At 45.7% G+C, this 16,988-nt stretch carries 18 protein-coding genes; 9 read left to right on the top strand and 9 right to left on the bottom strand.

All coding sequences use genetic code 11. The features are described 5' to 3' along the window. Positions 1-65: 65 nt before the first annotated feature. Complete coding sequence (locus AM1_RS22445) at positions 66-1,313, top strand: 4-hydroxy-3-methylbut-2-enyl diphosphate reductase (RefSeq protein WP_012165194.1); 1,248 nt, start codon at positions 66-68, stop codon at positions 1,311-1,313. 19 nt (positions 1,314-1,332) lie between these two features. Here the strand turns inward: AM1_RS22445 and AM1_RS22440 are convergent, their stop codons facing one another. The 3 genes from AM1_RS22440 to AM1_RS22430 all read right to left on the bottom strand — a co-directional run bounded on the left by AM1_RS22440 (position 1,333) and on the right by AM1_RS22430 (position 3,862). Further along, positions 1,333-1,896, bottom strand: coding sequence for a hypothetical protein (locus AM1_RS22440; RefSeq protein WP_012165193.1), 564 nt, complete (start codon positions 1,894-1,896; stop codon positions 1,333-1,335). An 11-nt stretch (positions 1,897-1,907) separates the two neighbouring features. Beyond that, positions 1,908-2,927, bottom strand: a complete 1,020-nt coding sequence (locus AM1_RS37705) for a response regulator (protein ID WP_012165192.1) — start codon at positions 2,925-2,927, stop codon at positions 1,908-1,910. A 347-nt stretch (positions 2,928-3,274) separates the two neighbouring features. Then, positions 3,275-3,862, bottom strand: coding sequence for a pentapeptide repeat-containing protein (locus tag AM1_RS22430; protein WP_010471163.1), 588 nt, complete (start codon positions 3,860-3,862; stop codon positions 3,275-3,277). Positions 3,863-4,140: 278 nt separating this feature from the next. Here AM1_RS22430 and AM1_RS22425 point away from each other — a divergent pair, with 278 nt between their 5' ends. The 5 genes from AM1_RS22425 to AM1_RS22405 all read left to right on the top strand — a co-directional run bounded on the left by AM1_RS22425 (position 4,141) and on the right by AM1_RS22405 (position 9,427). Further along, positions 4,141-4,362: a hypothetical protein gene (locus tag AM1_RS22425; protein WP_012165190.1), complete on the top strand. Its 222-nt coding sequence runs from the start codon at positions 4,141-4,143 to the stop codon at positions 4,360-4,362. A gap of 7 nt (positions 4,363-4,369) precedes the next feature. Then, a complete protein-coding gene (locus tag AM1_RS22420; protein ID WP_012165189.1) occupies positions 4,370-6,127 on the top strand; it encodes a putative bifunctional diguanylate cyclase/phosphodiesterase in 1,758 nt (585 codons plus the stop codon). 178 nt (positions 6,128-6,305) lie between these two features. Continuing rightward, on the top strand, positions 6,306-7,793 hold the full coding sequence (locus AM1_RS22415) for a DUF1800 domain-containing protein (RefSeq protein WP_012165187.1): 1,488 nt from the start codon (positions 6,306-6,308) through the stop codon (positions 7,791-7,793). A 44-nt stretch (positions 7,794-7,837) separates the two neighbouring features. Further along, entirely contained in the window at positions 7,838-9,064 is a 1,227-nt protein-coding gene (locus AM1_RS22410) for a DUF1501 domain-containing protein (RefSeq protein ID WP_041660175.1), read from the top strand. Between the two features lie 72 nt (positions 9,065-9,136). Then, the gene (locus AM1_RS22405; RefSeq protein ID WP_012165185.1) at positions 9,137-9,427 is read left to right on the top strand and encodes a cupin domain-containing protein; all 291 of its coding nucleotides are present in this window, start codon (positions 9,137-9,139) and stop codon (positions 9,425-9,427) included. A 16-nt stretch (positions 9,428-9,443) separates the two neighbouring features. Here the strand turns inward: AM1_RS22405 and AM1_RS22400 are convergent, their stop codons facing one another. The 5 genes from AM1_RS22400 to AM1_RS22375 form a co-directional block, all read right to left on the bottom strand. Continuing rightward, on the bottom strand, positions 9,444-10,307 hold the full coding sequence (locus AM1_RS22400; RefSeq protein ID WP_012165184.1) for an NAD(P)-dependent oxidoreductase: 864 nt from the start codon (positions 10,305-10,307) through the stop codon (positions 9,444-9,446). Positions 10,308-10,322: 15 nt separating this feature from the next. After that, the gene (locus AM1_RS22395) at positions 10,323-11,804 is read right to left on the bottom strand and encodes a sodium:solute symporter family protein (RefSeq protein ID WP_012165183.1); all 1,482 of its coding nucleotides are present in this window, start codon (positions 11,802-11,804) and stop codon (positions 10,323-10,325) included. Positions 11,805-12,233: 429 nt separating this feature from the next. Next, positions 12,234-13,037 (bottom strand): hypothetical protein, encoded by an 804-nt coding sequence (locus tag AM1_RS22385; protein ID WP_148215797.1) that lies wholly within the window; start codon positions 13,035-13,037, stop codon positions 12,234-12,236. Positions 13,038-13,353: 316 nt separating this feature from the next. Next, the gene (locus AM1_RS22380) at positions 13,354-14,154 is read right to left on the bottom strand and encodes a hypothetical protein (protein WP_238549042.1); all 801 of its coding nucleotides are present in this window, start codon (positions 14,152-14,154) and stop codon (positions 13,354-13,356) included. Between the two features lie 42 nt (positions 14,155-14,196). After that, positions 14,197-14,454 (bottom strand): hypothetical protein, encoded by a 258-nt coding sequence (locus AM1_RS22375; RefSeq protein ID WP_012165179.1) that lies wholly within the window; start codon positions 14,452-14,454, stop codon positions 14,197-14,199. Between the two features lie 145 nt (positions 14,455-14,599). On the opposite strand from AM1_RS22375, the gene AM1_RS22370 reads away from it, so the two are divergent. The 3 genes from AM1_RS22370 to AM1_RS22360 all read left to right on the top strand — a co-directional run bounded on the left by AM1_RS22370 (position 14,600) and on the right by AM1_RS22360 (position 16,180). Then, positions 14,600-14,926, top strand: coding sequence for a hypothetical protein (locus tag AM1_RS22370; protein WP_012165178.1), 327 nt, complete (start codon positions 14,600-14,602; stop codon positions 14,924-14,926). Positions 14,927-15,034: 108 nt separating this feature from the next. Further along, the gene (locus AM1_RS22365; RefSeq protein ID WP_012165177.1) at positions 15,035-15,676 is read left to right on the top strand and encodes a DedA family protein; all 642 of its coding nucleotides are present in this window, start codon (positions 15,035-15,037) and stop codon (positions 15,674-15,676) included. Positions 15,677-15,718: 42 nt separating this feature from the next. Continuing rightward, a complete protein-coding gene (locus AM1_RS22360) occupies positions 15,719-16,180 on the top strand; it encodes a hypothetical protein (RefSeq protein ID WP_012165176.1) in 462 nt (153 codons plus the stop codon). Positions 16,181-16,207: 27 nt separating this feature from the next. On the opposite strand, the gene AM1_RS22355 is transcribed toward AM1_RS22360, so the two are convergent. After that, positions 16,208-16,480: a hypothetical protein gene (locus AM1_RS22355; protein ID WP_012165175.1), complete on the bottom strand. Its 273-nt coding sequence runs from the start codon at positions 16,478-16,480 to the stop codon at positions 16,208-16,210. Positions 16,481-16,988: the final 508 nt, after the last annotated feature.

The raw sequence follows: 16,988 nt of genomic DNA, 5'->3' as shown, positions 1-16,988 counted from the left end.
TGTCTTAAAAGTTCTTTTAGGGACTCATCTGAAGGGCGTTTCCCCCTAGATGCAGGAATATATTCATGGATACAAAAGCCTTTAAGCGATCGCTGCATAAATCAGAGCAGTATCATCGGAAGGGATTTGGTCACGAAGAAGAAGTGACCAACTTGCTGCAGTCTGAGTACAATAGCAAGCTCATCCAACAAATTCGCAATAATGGGTATCGCCTTCAACAGGGAGATGTCACCATTCACTTAGCAGAAGCCTTTGGCTTTTGCTGGGGGGTTGAGCGGGCCATTGCCTTGGCCTATGAAACGCGCCGTCAGTTTCCCCAAGAGCGCATTTGGATAACCAACGAAATTATTCATAATCCCTCAGTCAACAAGAACCTGCGGGATATGAAAGTAGAGTTTATTCCGGTGCAACCTGATGGCCAGAAAGACTTCACCGTGGTGGGCCAAAATGATGTCGTCATCCTGCCAGCCTTTGGTGCCAGTGTTCAGGAAATGCAGTTACTTCACGATAAAGGCTGCACCATAATGGATACCACCTGTCCCTGGGTGTCCAAGGTTTGGACCTCCGTCGAAAAACATAAGAAAGGGTCCTATACCTCGATTATTCATGGCAAGTACAAGCATGAGGAGACCATTGCCACAAGCTCCTTTGCAGGGACCTATCTCGTCTTACTCAACCTGGAAGAAGCAGAATATGTCGCAGACTATATTTTGAATCCAGGAGACACCCCCTCAGAACGGGAGCAGCGTCGGGCCGATTTTATGGCCAAGTTTGCCAATGCTCACTCCCCTGGTTTTGACCCAGAAACAGATTTAGAACGGGTCGGGATTGCTAATCAGACGACGATGTTGAAAGGTGAAACCGAGCAAATAGGTAAGCTGTTTGAACGCACCGTTATGCGTAAGTATGGCCCTGCCCAGGTCAACGAGCATTTCCTCAGTTTCAACACCATTTGCGATGCCACCCAAGAGCGTCAGGATGCGATTTTTCAATTGGTCGATGAACCCTTGGATTTAATGGTCGTGATTGGCGGCTTTAATTCATCCAATACGACCCATCTCCAAGAGATCTCAATTGATAAAAATATTCCTTCCTATCACATTGATAGTGTCGATCGCATTGGTCCAGGCAATCGAGTTGAACATAAACCTCTTAACGCCGATCTAACAGTTACAGACAATTGGTTGCCGAATGGTCCCCTTGCCATTGGGGTGACGTCAGGGGCATCAACACCAGACAAAGTGGTGTCTGATATCGTGGAAAAAATCTTCTCGATTAAGAGTGCTTCTGCCGAAGTGGTGGGGGTTAGATAATCCTTCGATAACGCCCAGACTAACGAGTCACCACCATAATAATCGTCATCACAAAAAAGCCACTCGCACCCACAATCGTGATGATGTCGGTGACTCGTTTGACGTGGTTGAGGCGTCGATCCAAATGTTGCAAAGCAGAGCGGTCGGCATAAATTAAATTGCTCAAGTCTTGCATAGAATTCTCTAGCCAGTCCAGCTTGTTGGTATCTGCACCAGGAGCAGGAGCTGCTGTTTGTTCTAATTGCTTAAGTTGACTGCGATCGTGGTGAAGCTGCTCTTGGAGATCATAGGTTGTAGCTTCAAAACTATGCCTTAAATCTAAAATATCTGATTGTAATTGGGCATATTTAGCTTCGAATTGCGACTCTAGCTCAGTATATTGCTCTTGTAGTTCTGAGGGGGCAGAAGCGTCCTCTAAAGAGTTTTTAGCTTGGCTTAAAGATTGTTCTAACTCTTGCTGGGTTTGAGTGAGTTGCTCAAAATGAGTTTGCAGTTGAGAAAAGCCATCCAACACCTGAAAAGCTTGACTAAACCGACTTCGCAGATCCTCTAATTCTTTCTCCAGTTGATCAATTGCACTCAAAACCCGTCTCCTCAAAGGCTATAAACTTGTTTTTTTCTTCCAGGCATTGCAAACCTAATATTTAAGTCGTCAAGCTTTGACTTTAAGGGGTAATGTTCATCAAGTAAAGTGTTCATCTGTCTAATTTGCCATGCAATGGTTAGAACTTGAGTACACTCAGATTCAGGGCCAAACACTCGTTCTGCCATTGCTCCTAGAGTGGATGCAGGAACAAGCTTTCCATGGGTGTCTAGAACTTGCTTGATGCCGATATAAGCTTCATCGGGACTGATTAAAGAAATGGACTGACAAAAGAGAAATAAGCCTTCTAGAGATATCCCTTGTGACAGAGCTTGTTTAAATCCTTTGCGCCAACAGTTCAAAGCGACTTTGGCCTGATGTTGATACTCGAATAATAAAATGCCCAGAATATAATAAGCCAGAACATGATCTGGTTGTCGCTCCAGTTTTTGCTTCAAGTGGGGCAACAGCTTCTTCGCTTCAGATGGAGAAGAAATCAAGCCTGTAAAAGCGTCAATGCTGGAACTGTCTAAAGTGTCCGAGTCCTTAAGGATGAGCAGCAACCGCTTTTCCAGGGCGGTAAGGTCCGCAGAAGAAGTCTCCGCCTCTGTGGTGGGAGGGTTGCGATTCATTACTTTCTTTAAGAGGCCCGGACTCAGTTGGGTATACCCCTTATAAACAGAGCGAATTGCATTGGCAACTTCTTCGGAAGATGCATTCTTAAGAAGATATCCCATTGCCCCTGCTCGTAAAGCATCCGCAATGCATTTGTCATCATCTGCGCTGCTCAATAGTAAGACTTTGGTATCGGGACAGCGCTGGCAAATAATCTCTGTGGCTGCAGCGCCATCCATGATGGGCATATACATATCAACCAAAACAACATCAGGCTGAAGTTGCTCTGCCATTGACACACCCATTTTGCCGTTTTCGGCCAGTCCTACAATCTGCAAGTCAGATTCTGATTCCAACAAGGCTTTGAGTCCTTGGCGAATCACTTTCTGATCATCAACTAGAAGAATGCGGATCATTGTTGGGGATTATCTAATAAAAAGATCGGGCTACTTTCACTGGCCTGGTCCACATATTATGGACCACCAGATTAAATGATCATCATCTTAATCAAAATTAGGCCGAATGCGTTGATGAAGATGTTGATGATTTAAATCCCCCTCTAGAAAATACTATCTATAAAGTCTTATTTGTTCCAATAAACTCGCCAAGTTTTTTATATCCTCCACTCTTAATTTGCTAGAAACTGCAAAAAACACTCCAGAATGTAACTCCTGGAGTGTCATGGATTCAGTGCAATTTTTAAATCGTTAAGGGGATACCCGTTCAACAGCAAAGGATAAGAGAAGGCACATCTCCAATGACATTATTCTGGGGGTCGACAATTGCGAAAGCTTAAGGTCCCATCAGGCATGACCGTATTACAGAGGTTTGCTCCCTCAAGATTCGCTCCCTCAAGGTTGGCGCCATTCAAATTTGCAGCTCGTAGCATTGCACCTCGTAGATCTGCATTGGCAAAATTGGTCTTGTTCAAGGTTGCAGCACGGAGAATTGCGCCTTGTAGGTTGACACCACTAAAGTCACAACCGTTTAAGTTAGACACAGATAAATCGGCTTTAGAGAAATTTGCTCCCGTTACAATCGTGTCTTCGATACGAGAACTGGAGAGGTTTGCTCCCTCTAAAGTGGCATTCGTTAGATCGCTAAATTGGATCGTGGAATTTGTTAAGTCCGCATTCTTCAAATTGCCATTTTGTAACTCGAAACTCCGTAAGTTTGCCCCGGCTAAATCACAACCTTCACAGATTTTAGTTTGACGGAGAGCCGGCACATTTTTAATGGCTTCCTTGGATAGGGGCCCCATTCTCATTTGGGCATGGGCAAGATCAGGGGGAATGGCCCCAAACCACAACACAGCCACTAAGACTGCAAGTTTTACAACAGCTTTTAACATTTATAGACCTCTATAATCCGGGGGAGTATGCCAAACCTCAGCAGATTGACCGCCGTCAATTATAGAACTCTGTCGAGGGCTTAATCTCTAATTGGAGACAATTTGTAGGGTTTGGCTCTATACCTTGAGCCAAAATATAGATTAGCTATTGATAACAAAAAACCTCAAATTTTGCTTTGACTAAATTTAATAGAACGTTGAATTTGGCCTCCCTCGCAAAAAAGAGGGGACAACTGGGGAACACTAGGGAAAACCTGAATAGAGTATCTTTAAAACCTATGGAAAATGAAACTGTTTTCCAGTCTGATTTCCAACCTGATGTTCCTGATGAAGTGTCAGTCTTGCGTAAACAACTGGCAATCAGCCTTAAATTTCACCATAGCAGTACCTTAGAAAGGCTTCCTATCGAGGTTGCCGTCCAGGTCATGGCAGAAGTTTGGGATGCCTGTAATCGTAATAGTGCTTCCAGAAAAAATGGTGCCAGAAGACATGTGGAATAGTTGAACGATGTCAAAGGCTGCTTTAGCAAAGGTATTATCGGCTCTAGAGATTTTAGTGCTGGAATACCAAGATGACCAATCTTTTCAGGTGATTGGTCATCTGCCATCCTGGTATCGGTCTTTAATGGGAGCGAATCAAGAGCCATCTGCAGTGATTTATCTAGCGGATGCATTTCCTTTTCTGACTTATTTTCTGGACGATGCGTTGCAGTTTTGGCAAACTGAGCAAGAACAAGTCCTAAAATCTGGCTTGTGGGTTGAGGTGGATCAGTCGGGAACTGAAATTCCCCTGGAAGCATCAGCCCTGGGCTTAGACGACCAAAGAATCATACTGATTGCTTTATCCCAGACGACCTATACAGAAAAGTCAGTTTTAATTCAGCAAGGTCGAGAAAATGCCCTGGCCCAAAGTGCTGAGCGTAAACGAGCAGCCGAGCAGCTGCGCCATAGTATTTTTTATGATTGGCTAACGGAATTACCCAACCAGTCCTTTATTCGATTGCGGTTGGTGGATGCTCTGTCCCAGACCAAAACTGGGCCAGATGGCTCTTTTGCCCTTCTCTACATTGATATTAAGCACTTTAAGGCCATTAACACCCGCTTAGGATTATGGGCCGGTGACCAACTATTGATGATGGTTGCCCAGCGATTGTCTGAGCTTTTAAGGCCCGATGATATCGCAGCTCGTTTCGGTGGAGATGATTTTGTTGTTCTCCTTCGGCCCGTTGATGGTGAACAAGAGACTCGAAAAATTACCGAAAAAATTCAGCGCCATCTCTTGGTCCCTTACGCGATCCACTCCCAAGACATTCATATACAGTTTGATATGGGGATTGCCATGGGCTCGTCTCTGTATCAACAACCAGAAGATTTAATCCGTGATGCTTGTACGGCACTGGAATATGCCAAAAGTCATGGGGCAGAGAACTATGCGATTTTTCACCAGACGATGCATTTGCAATCCCTGACCCGCATGCAGTTGGAACATGATTTGTCCCGGGCGGTTTGGCAAAATGAGTTACGGGTTTGCTATCAACCCATCATCTCCTTAGCAGATGGTTCTCTGCAGGCCTTTGAAGCGTTAGTGCGATGGCAACATCCCACATTAGGGTTGTTGTCACCGGATCAGTTTATTGCGATCGCAGAAGATAGCGGCCTGATTATTCCCATTGGCGCCTGGATCTTAAGAGAAGCCTGTGAACAGATCCATAAATGGCGTAATCAAACCCATTTGCCGTTGAGTATGCATGTCAATTTATCGGCTCGACAGCTCGATCAGCTAGATTTGCTGGATTCAATCCGAGGCATCTTAGCCGAAACACAGCTTGACCCTAGGGGATTAAAGCTAGAAATTACCGAGACGATGGTGTTCAACAATTTGGAATATGCGGCGGCAATGCTGCGGCAAATAAAAGGCTTGGGGATTCAACTCAGTATGGATGACTTTGGAACGGGGTATGCCTCTTTAAGTTATCTCCATCAACTCCCCGTCGATAATCTTAAGATCGATCGATCCTTTGTGGAAACCATTGATACTTCTGGAACAGAATCAGAGATTATTCAAGCCGTTATTCAGCTTGCCCATAGTTTGAATATTGATGTGGTAGCTGAAGGGGTAGAGACTGTAGAGCAGGCCAACCGGCTGAAAAACTTGGGATGTGAATATGCGCAAGGCTACTTGTTTGCTAAACCTATGGAACCAGGACAAATAGAAAAAGTTCTCCACAAAAATTTTGCTTCTCTATTCGACGCTGTTCAAGTTTAATTGGGGACTCTTAAAAGTTTTTAGCTCAAAGTCCAACCGAAAGATCTGCTAGTTTTGATCGATTGCTGTTCTAGCTGATATTTATCGACTAGTTTCACCAGAAACAAAATATTGATGGTTTTGTCATTGAACCTAATTCGGACAACGGCTGTCTAAGAATTAGGCTACACCACAGAATATGGCAAAATTTTCAGACAAAATACTCAAAATCTCCCTTAGTCTCATGCTGGCCGTGGGAATTTGGATAGGGAGTACCAACGGAGAACCAGCGCTGGCTACCTCGATGGAGGCTGATGCGGTTCATGTCATCAATCGCCTTAGCTTTGGTCCCAGTCCAGGGGATCTGCAGCATGTGAAGACGGTAGGGATTGATGATTATATTCAAGAACAGCTTTCACCTAGTCAAGATTCACCTAGACTGAAGCGTCAACTGCGGCAGTATAAAACCTTGTCTCTCACACCGATACAACTAGAGCGGCAATATGGCTTTAGACGACCAGGTAGGGGGAAGCCCAAGCTCAGCCCCCAAGAACGCAAACAGCGCCGACGTCGATCTCGTATCCCTTTTCGCGAGGCCTCTGAAGCTCGGTTGATTCGGGCGATTTCTAGTCCGAACCAACTGGAAGAAGTGATGGTGAACTTCTGGTTCAATCACTTCAACGTATCCGCCAAAAAAGGGAGAACCCGATTATGGGTCGGTGCTTATGAAGAAGAGGCGATTCGCCCCTATGTCTTCGGTTCTTTTCGCGATTTATTGGGGGCAACAGCCAAACATCCGGCCATGTTGTTTTATCTTGATAATTGGCAAAATACAGCCCCCAATAGCCCTGGAGCCCGAGGTCGGTTTAAGGGATTAAACGAGAATTATGCCCGGGAGTTGCTGGAACTCCACACAATGGGGGTTAAGGGTGGCTATTCCCAGGCTGATGTGGTGTCAGCCGCGAAAGTATTAACCGGGTGGGGGTTACCCCGAGGCCGCCAGAGATTACAAGCTAAACAGGCCTTTGTCTTTGATGCTAGACGCCATGACAATAGCCGTAAAACGTTTCTGGGACAACCCATTCAGGGGCAAGGAATGGCAGAAGGGGAAGAACTGCTAGATATATTGGCGACCCATCCAGCCACTGCCCAACATATAAGCTATAAGTTAGCCCAGTATTTTGTGGCGGATACACCTCCCCCAGCTTTAGTAGATCGTCTGGCTCAACGATTCCTAGCAACCGATGGCAATATTCGATCAGTGTTAGAAACCTTATTTGAGAGTCCTGAGTTTAGAGAGCCTCGGTACTATGGACAGAAATTTAAAACCCCTTATGAATATCTGATTTCAGTGGCGAGAGCCACGGGGCGTCCCACGGTGAAACCTCTCTTGGTGGCTAGAGCGCTACGGCAGTTCAGTATGCCCCTGTATGAATGCCAACCCCCTAATGGGTATGCCAACACTGAAGCGGCTTGGCTCAATCCGGATACCACCATTCGCCGAATCAGTTTAGCGACCGCGTTTGCCCGGGGCTATGGCCGACAAAAGACACCTGTGCCACCAGACCAATTAGAGCAAACCTTAGGAGATCGGTTTTCTGCTCAAACGAAAGCTGTGATTGATAACAGTCCGCGAAATTTACGGGCGGCATTGATGCTGGGCAGCCCTGAAATGATGTATCGCTAAACCGATTCCTGAACGAATTGACAACCCTGAGAATAGAAATAATGATGAGACGGCGACAATTTTTACAGTATGCAGCTGCCTCAGGTGTGACCGCGATGGGGTTGGGTTGGTTAGGGAAGCAACCCGTTTATTCCCAAAGCTTCTCTGGGCGTCAACCCAAACTAATTGTGATTCTCTTGCGGGGAGCAGTAGATGGCCTGAATGTGGTCGTTCCCTACCGAGAGTCAGGTTATTACGATGCGCGACCGACCTTAGCCATCGCCAAACCTGGCGAAGCGAGAGGGGCCATTGATTTAGATGGACAGTTTGGCTTGCATCCAGCTTTAGCAGATCTGATGCCTTTGTGGAAATCGAGGCAGTTAGCCTTTGTCCATGCTTGTGGATCGCCGGATCCAACCCGTTCCCACTTTGATGCTCAGGATTATATGGAGCTGGGAACACCGGGGAATAAAAAACAGGGAGATGGCTGGTTAAATCGAGTATTAGCTCACTTACCCGCAGGCCGCCCCACCCAAGCCCTTAATCTGGGCAATCAGACGCCCTTAATTTTGTCGGGGTCTAAGTCGGTGGCGAACCTAGCCTTTGGACGGCAGGCCATCCGGCCTTTGCCTTTGGATCGACCGCCAATTCAATCTGCATTTGATCGCCTGTATGAAGGCGCTACCAATCTGAGTCGTGCCTATCAGGAAGGCTTAGAAGCGAGGGAGATCCTCAAAGCTGAACTCAATACAGAAATGATGAAAGCGTCCAGGGGAGCACCGGGGCCATCTAGTCTGAAGACGAATGGTCGTCGGATTGCTCAACTGTTGAGTGGAGATGCCGAAACCCAAATTGCCTTTGTCTCTCTAGGAGGCTGGGATACCCATATCAATCAAGGGTCCTCCCAAGGTCGTCTAGCGCGGTTGCTTAAACCCTTGGGGCAGGGATTGAATCAAATCAAAGCAGACCTGGGCAAAACCTTTGATGACACGACAATTGTGGTGATGTCTGAGTTTGGCCGCACGGTAGCTGAAAATGGCAATGGCGGTACGGATCATGGCCATGGCAATGTCCTTTGGGTGTTGGGTGGACAGATTCAAGGGGGCAAGGTTTATGGGGAGTGGCCAGGGTTAGCTGAATCCCAGCGCTATCAAGGACGAGACCTAGAAATTACGACGGATTTTAGAGATGCGATCGCACCGTTGCTCACCAAAGGAATGGGTATTGAATCAAAGCACCTCAACCAAATTTTCCCTGGATATTCTCCCCAGACTCCGCTTGGGCTGATTTAGGAAAGGGACTGGCCTATCTGACTAAATCAGAATGTTAAGCTGCTTTAGTGAGAAGTTTAAAGGGAATTCCAAATGAATACGGAGCAACAGACTCAAATTCAGGTCGAACATCAGCCTAGTGTGGATCGCCTACAAGATTTGCGGGTCCTGAACTGGCCGATTTGGTCCAAAGAAGAATCAGAATTTCCTTGGACCTATGATGAGTCTGAAACCTGCTATTTCTTACAGGGCGAAGTGGTGGTCACCCCTGATGGCGGTGAACCCGTAATGATGGGCAAAGGGGATTTGGTGACGTTCCCGGCGGGCATGTCTTGTACTTGGACCATTCAAAGTGCTGTGCGCAAGCATTATCGGTTTGGCTAATTTCTCTAGCAGCAAATCACCCATTGGGCTCAGCCTTCTGCACTGCTGTGTAGAGGGCTGAATAATCCGCATTTGCAAATTGAGCCATTGCCCTTTGGATTATGGTTTGAATTGCTTCAGTATTTTCGGTAGGCAGTCCTTCGGCTTGGGCAGCTTGCTGAAATAAGGTCATGTCTTTGAGCAGGTGTTTGGTGGGGAAATTGGGATTCTCGAAATTTTGGTCTAACATTCGGGTCAGTTTTTTATCGAAGGTGGGAGCGTAGAGAGCACTGTTTCTAAGGATCTGCATAAAGGTCTCAACTTCGACGCCATAGGTTTGGCAGAAGGATAGGCTAGTGGCAAAAGCCGTGGTCAGTCCGCCAATCAACTGGTTGAGGGCGAGCTTAAGGGCAGCGGCGGTGCCCACCGGACCGACTAATAAAGGATCGGGGCCAAAGGCTTTGAGGAGGGGAAGTTGATTTTCAAAATCTTGGGGGGCAGCTCCCGCCATCACCAGTAACGTTCCGGCTTTAGATTCGGGGATGCTGCCTAATACTGGAGCTTCTAGGTAGGTGCCACCGACTGCTTGGACCTGTTCGTGAATGGCTTTGCTTTCAGCGGGGGCAATGGTGCCCATTTGAATAATGGTCCGTCCTGATAGGGCCGATGCCGTGGGCGTCAACAGTTCCTGAATAGCAGCAGCATTAGTAAGCATCAGAATGATGACGTCTGCAGATTGAATAACTTGGGTGGGGGAGGGTGTGATCGCAACGCCTAATCCTCTTAATGGCTCTACTTTAGAAGCCGTGCGATTGTAGGCCATAACGGAATGCCCCACTTCCACTAGCCGGGCCGCCATCGGAGCCCCCATCAATCCTGTACCGATAAATCCAACCTGCATGGCCCTGCCTCTTTCTCAATAGGTTTTTTCTGATGGTCTGTAGTGATTGTCGCTCGACTGCTGTACCGGGTTTGAGGAAAAGACGGACCCCAAGATGATGATCAAGGCCGATAGAGCCACGATGGGGACAACGGGTAAAAAGCCCAGCATCCAGCTAGTGGGAATGATTTTGGTCTGAACGCCTAATACCGCTAACTCACCCACGACAATGGAAACGAGACAGCTTGAAGCCCTGATGTTGCGGCCATACAAAGCCGCAATTACAGTGGGGAACAGCACCGATAATCCAGTGAAGGCTTGGGTTGCAAAGGCCAAAATGGTCTCTGGGGGGTTGGCTGCAATCCCTAAGCCGATGCCAGCTAAAACAATCACCCAAATCCGACCGACCAGCGTCTGTTCCGTTAAAGAGGCGTCTTTGCGAAAGTAGGCGGTATAGACATCGCGTGTCAGCATGGAACTTAAGGCCAGGAGTTGCGAGTCCATCGTGGACATAAAGGCTGCCAATGCCCCCACCATCACCAGGGAAGATAGCCCAGTAGATGTGTATTTCGTCAGCATCATTGGGAAAATCTGATCTGCAGCTTTGCCTACTAAGTCCGGGAAAGCAATATGTCCCCAAACGCCAATCAGCACCGGGCAAATAAACAGAACTCCGGCCACTATCGGATAGAGCAAGACCGAGATCTTTAAGGGCTGAGGGCTTTTCGCGCTGTAAAACCGCATAAACATCTGCGGAAACATGGGCAGGGTAAAGGACCACAGGCACATGTAGCTAAACCAAGTCTTGGGGGTGAAGGACTGATCTAAGCCACTTCGCGAAAATAGCGCAGGTTTGAGGTCGTAGATGGTTTGGTTGGCAACAGAGAAGCCTCCTAAGCCTTGGGCAATGGCAAACACGGCCACCAACATCAGCACACACATCAGCACCCCTTGCAGCACATCCGTCAGGGCCACACTCTTCATCCCGCCCAAAAAAACGTAGAAGACGATGGCCACGGTCAATAAGGTAGCTCCCCAAAGATAGGGAATGGCTCCGCCCGTTAAGCTTTCGAGGAGATATCCGGCTCCAATGGGTTGGAGGGTGAGATAGGGCAAGGTAAAAATGACCATTACGGCCATAAACAGGAGCTTGAGAGGCTGACTAGGCAGGCGATCTTGAATCAGTTCCGAGGGGGTAATCAAGCCTTTCTGTTTACCTAGCAACCAGGCTTTGTAGCCAATGTAGTAGAAGCTGAGGGCGGCAAACCCAGTGCCAAAGGCCATCATTGGATAGTAGCTAATGCCAATGCGATAGCCTGCTCCAGCAAATCCCAGGAAAAAGAAGGCGCTGAAGTTGGTGGAGGCCAGGGTAAAAAAGAGAAGGATGGGGCCAATATTGCGGTTGGCCAAGAAGAAATCTTCGACGGTGTTCTTTTGTTGGCGATACCCGATCAGGCCGATGCCTAGGGTAACGAGCAAGTAGGTTGCAATGGCAATATAGGGAATCAGTGTTTCCATGGCCTACTGGTCCCTCTCTGTCTTTTGCCACAGGGTAGAAGAGATCCCTGCTACAGCCAGAACTAGCCCCCCTTGCAAGATCACAAAGTAAAACAGCCAGCTCGGTAACTGAAATAAAGCAAGGGATATCCTTTGATCCCATCGCCAAAAATCGAGGGATAGCAAAAACAGAATGGTAAACGAGAAAAACCAAAAATAGGGACGGTGCAGCAGGCTCATCAATCCATCAAATTCATACCCAATCAGATTAACCTGTAGTGGGATTATCTTTTGGGTTGGTTAATCATTGAGCCTTAACGGCATACTCCAGGGGAGATATCATAATTGCTGTTGAGGGTGGCAATCGCACTGATATCTCAGGAGACTGCGATAGTGATTAAGCTTAAATTCACAAAACTACCTGATAGGTCTGCTAATTGAACTTCTACTTCAGCTATCTATAGAATCACTTACACCCAAAAACTGGTTGATAGTTTGGACAATTTCACTATCATCTTTTACTGAACGAAAAGAGATGATTTCATCTGATTTGAACACGATTTCTGTATGGTAATAATCCTTGCCCTCATCACCAGTTGATTCCTTGAAGTTGATCTTATGGATGTCATTCAGACTTTCTTCTCGGACAGCAGATTGAAACAGACTATTCTGGTATTCCAAATGCAATTGACCAGAGCTTTTGTCAAAGGTACAGGATTTTAATGATTTATAAAAAGCAATATAGACACCCAAAATAGTAGTCGCAAATCCTACTAGATAATAAAGCCAGCGATGCTCCTCATAGATGTTGAGAGTTGCTTCTCCAGGATTATTGATAAACGCTTTAATCTCAGCAACTTGTTGAGAGACCACTGACTTTCTATAAATATAATCTGGAGTGAGAGGTATTTTTTCGCGATTAGCGGCAAGGACAACTCTAAATACTCCACCGCTGTCACAAAATCTGCAATAGTCCAATTTAGCGTTCTTCACATGCTCAATCTGCGTGATTTTCTCATGCAGTATGTTTGATGTGGTAAGACTACAAACAACTTGAGTATGCTTAGAAAAAAGAGAATCAATGGTTGCATGATTACAACTTAGATGTATCCTTGGGGAGAAAATATTTCCGCAAAGGATAATTAACACACCAATAACAGGAAAAGCTCTGATTATCAATATGCCCCGAAAACGGTCATACCATTCCTGTAAATCGACCTGTAAAATTTGATTAGTGTGTTTCGTAATCAGCATGCGTTCTGATATTCTGCCTCCATCCATTCTGGTTCATAGAAGACATAACTGCCACTGAGTGATGCGTACTTTATGACAATACGGATATTGTAGAAAGAACATTAATTTCTGGCGATTAACTTATGAAGAGATTGTCAATCAGTTTAGATAACCCTTAGCTCGACATAGAAGTACGCTCAAAAGACAGTTTTTAATATTTTTTAGATATCAGAATCACGATCAGAGGTCACACTATCACTAATTTATAAACAATCAAAAATAGCGATCAATCTTAAACTAAAAAAACACCAGTTAGGTCTAAGTATTAAATTTTGAATCAGCTATCTACGGAATCACCTATTCCCAAAAACTGGTTGATAGTTTGGGTAATTTCACAGTCATCTTTGACTGAGCTACAAGAGATAAGCTCACCTGAACTGAGCACAATATTTGTATGGTAAACCTCCCTGCCCTCACCATCAGTGGATTCCGTAAAGCTGATCTTTTTGATGTCATCCAGACTTTCTTCGCGAACAGCTGTTTGGAGCAGACTATTCTGGTATTCCAGATATAATCGATCGGAGTTTTTGTCAAAAGTACAGGATTTTAATGATTTATAAAAAACAAAGTAAATCCCTAAAATAATAGTAGCAAATCCTGCTAGGTAATAACCCCAGCGATGTTCCTCATAAATATTGAGAGTGGCATCTCCAGGATTATTGATAAATTCTTTAATCTCAGCAACCTGTTGAGAAACTACTGATTTTCTGTAACAATCTGGAGTGAGAGGTATTTTTTTGCGATTAGTAATAAGAACAACACGACGAATTCCATAATTATCACGATATCTGTGATGGCCAGCTTTAGCTCTCTGAAGATGCTCAATCTGTGTGATTTTCTCGTTCAGTATGTTTGATTCGGTAAGTCTACAAACGACTTGAGTACGCTCAGAAAAAAATGAATCAACGGGTGTATGATTACAACTTAAATGTACCCTTGGAGAGAAAATATTTCCGCAAAGGATAATTAACACACCAATAACAGGAAAAGCTCTGATTACAAATATGCCCCGACAATGGTCATACCATTCCTGTAAATCGACCTTTAAAATTTTATTAGTGTGTTTCGTAATCAGCATTCGTTTTGATACTCTGTCTCCATCCATTCTGGTTCATATAAGTCATGAATGCCGCTTTTTGAGATAGCTGGCAATCGCTTGTTTGCGAACCGCTCGTTCTGATAAATCAGGTGGTGCATCTTGCAACAGATGCTTGGGATGCCCTTCTCGGCGTTCGACAAAAGGACGGTCTAAATCAAGCGTGAGCCAGCGCTCTTTGATCAATCGCTTAATTAACTCACTCCGATTGCTATCAGGTGCGTGGGCAAGGAGATCCGCTAGTTGCTGCTCTGTTTCAGGATCTAATCTGACAGTAAACATGGCTGCTTGTACGACATGTAAGACAACTATAGATGCTCGAATTATTTTGACTAGCTTACAGTTGTCTGCAATATCCAGCTGACAGGGATCCAAGAATCTTCTACGCTGGAAAGGTGAGCCACGTAATATTTGCTAGTCACTCCCCATGGCCAACCTTAAAATCATTGATAACTTTGATGGCAGTTTCACCCTTGATCCTGAGATCAAAGCAGCTTTGTTTAATCTGCTCAACAATGAAGGATTTCTCCAGCAAGTCGCCCGTGAATCTCAGTCAGAAGCCATTGAGTTTACCGAATTAATTTTTCAGCCCGTTCCCTACAGCGCCAATACCCCCAAAGGAATGCCTCAACTGTTTGAGCAGTATCACGAGTCAGAAGATTACGTGATTATCAACGTGCCCCCCAACTTTATGTTCCAAGCCAAAGTATTTTCCCCCAGTCGCCTTTGTGCGATCTACCGCCGGATCTCGTAAAATTAGTTAACGTGGCTTTAAGGCTTGCACGGACTTGGATTGACAAAGTTAGAGTCCACAAGCCAAGATTGAGAAACGTAAAATTGTTTACAGTTTGTATAAAGGTCTATGGACTGGATTTCGTTAGACACTTTGCAAACATTAGCCCACCAATACGGCTATTGGGTTGTCTGCTTCGGCATATTATTTGAAAACTTGGGATTACCCATACCAGGGGAAGCAATTGTCCTAGTGGGCGGCTTCCTGGCGGGTGAAGGTGACCTGAATTATTTTGGTGTATTGGGTAGTGCGATCGCAGGTTCAACCATCGGCGGCACCTGTGGCTATTGGGTCGGACATTTTGGCGGTTGGTCTTTGTTATCGAGAGCGGGTCGCCTCGTCAATATGTCTGAAGAGCGCCTCCTAGACATTAAAGACGGGTTCAGCACCAATGCTGCTCGAACCGTCTTAATCGGACGATTTGTGGCGCTGCTGAGGATTTTTGCCAGTCCTCTCGCGGGTATTGCCGAGATGCCCTTTCCCCGCTTTGTGTTTTTTAATACCTTGGGGGCCTGCTTGTGGGCTTTGGTGATGGTAACCCTGGCTTACTTTGCCGGTGAAATCATTCCCCTATCCCGCTTGGTTAGCAGCGTGTCTCAGTTTGGACTATTTGTATTACTGGCAATTGCGGCTTGGCTACTCTGGCCTCGTCTCCACAACCTGATTCGCCGCACAGCCTTACAAGAAGCAAGTGAGTCTGACGCGCCCTAGTACACCTACCGAACTAGTCCCCCTAAACGGTTCATCATCCCCGTGGAACAGACCCCTTTTACGCCGCAAGAACGGGTTGAGTCGCTCAAAGCCGGGGGATTATCTGCCAGTGGGGCCATACTGGTTTTTATGATTTTGCTAGTCATTAATGAATGGCTGGCTCAATGGCCCATCGCGGTCTCAAAATTGCCTGAAAGCTGGATTAGCCTGAGTGGTTCTCTTGCGAGTGTAGCTATTTCTGGGCTGCTATTTGGGGTGACGTATCGCTATGCCATTCGCCAAGATACCAACCCTCAACTTAAGTCAGGCGTTGTGTTGGCTTTTAGTTTGGTCCGAGGGTTGGCTCAGATTGATACGGGATTTGGTATCACTGATACGGTATTGCCGTTTGTGCTGATGGCTGTAGAGAGTTGGGTGGTGTTTAGTTGCGATCGCATCATCCTCGACCAAGCGCTACAACGGGGATGGCTTAAACCTTTTGCGACCAATCAACCAGCTCCATAGGCCAGCCAGGTGCATTAATGCCAGTACCTACAGATAAATCGTTCCGTTATTTGAGATGGGAACATCATCACAGATAACAGGCTCAGGTGCGCTATAGGTTGTTTTGGGGTTATGAGTCGCTTGTTCTGCCTCTGGGTGGCAAGATGCCCAAACCTCTCCCATCACTTGCATTGCAATCTCTTTGGGGAGTTTCTCAATGGTCTTGCTGTGATGAAATTTGAGAGCAATGGCTAACTGCTTTTTCAGCACAGCGATTTCCTTAGTTAGATCATGATGAGGAAAGACTGCTTGCTCAGACATATTGAGTGAGTGGGTGTAACAACACAATTACATTCTAAACAGAGAATAGTTGATAACTCAAACATTTCTCTCCTTTTCTGTTCAGCATCAATGTAAAGAGCCAAAATCGATTTGTTTTGGTTATCTTGTAAAACTTGATACAACCTATAGCCCAAACCTTAAAAGCCCCAGACTTTGTTAAATCATTGTCTGCAGGCTACTTGGGATTACAGGATCATGTAAAGGAAATATCTAGAAATTGATCTGACCTCCATTCTAACTGCAGAAAAATAACTGATATAAATGCCCTAAAAATAAATTTTTATCTAAGGCCTGATCCGAGTATTTGGAATGATTTTTTGTATGGATGAACAAAAAATGGCAAAAATAGGCAAATTTTCTATTTATGTCTGGCTGAACGAGATATAGGTTTAAATTCTGGAGATGGGATAGAGGATTGTGTACTAGCAAAGTCTGGAAGAAATGGCGAAGTCCAGCCATCCCCGAATAATGGTTTGGATGCGCGCAC

It is taken from the genome of Acaryochloris marina MBIC11017, from assembly GCF_000018105.1.
In the GTDB taxonomy this organism is placed as follows: Bacteria; Cyanobacteriota; Cyanobacteriia; order Thermosynechococcales; family Thermosynechococcaceae; genus Acaryochloris; species Acaryochloris marina.
The sequence above is the reverse complement of the archived record's forward strand: the minus strand, read 5'-3'. Positions and strand labels throughout refer to the sequence as shown.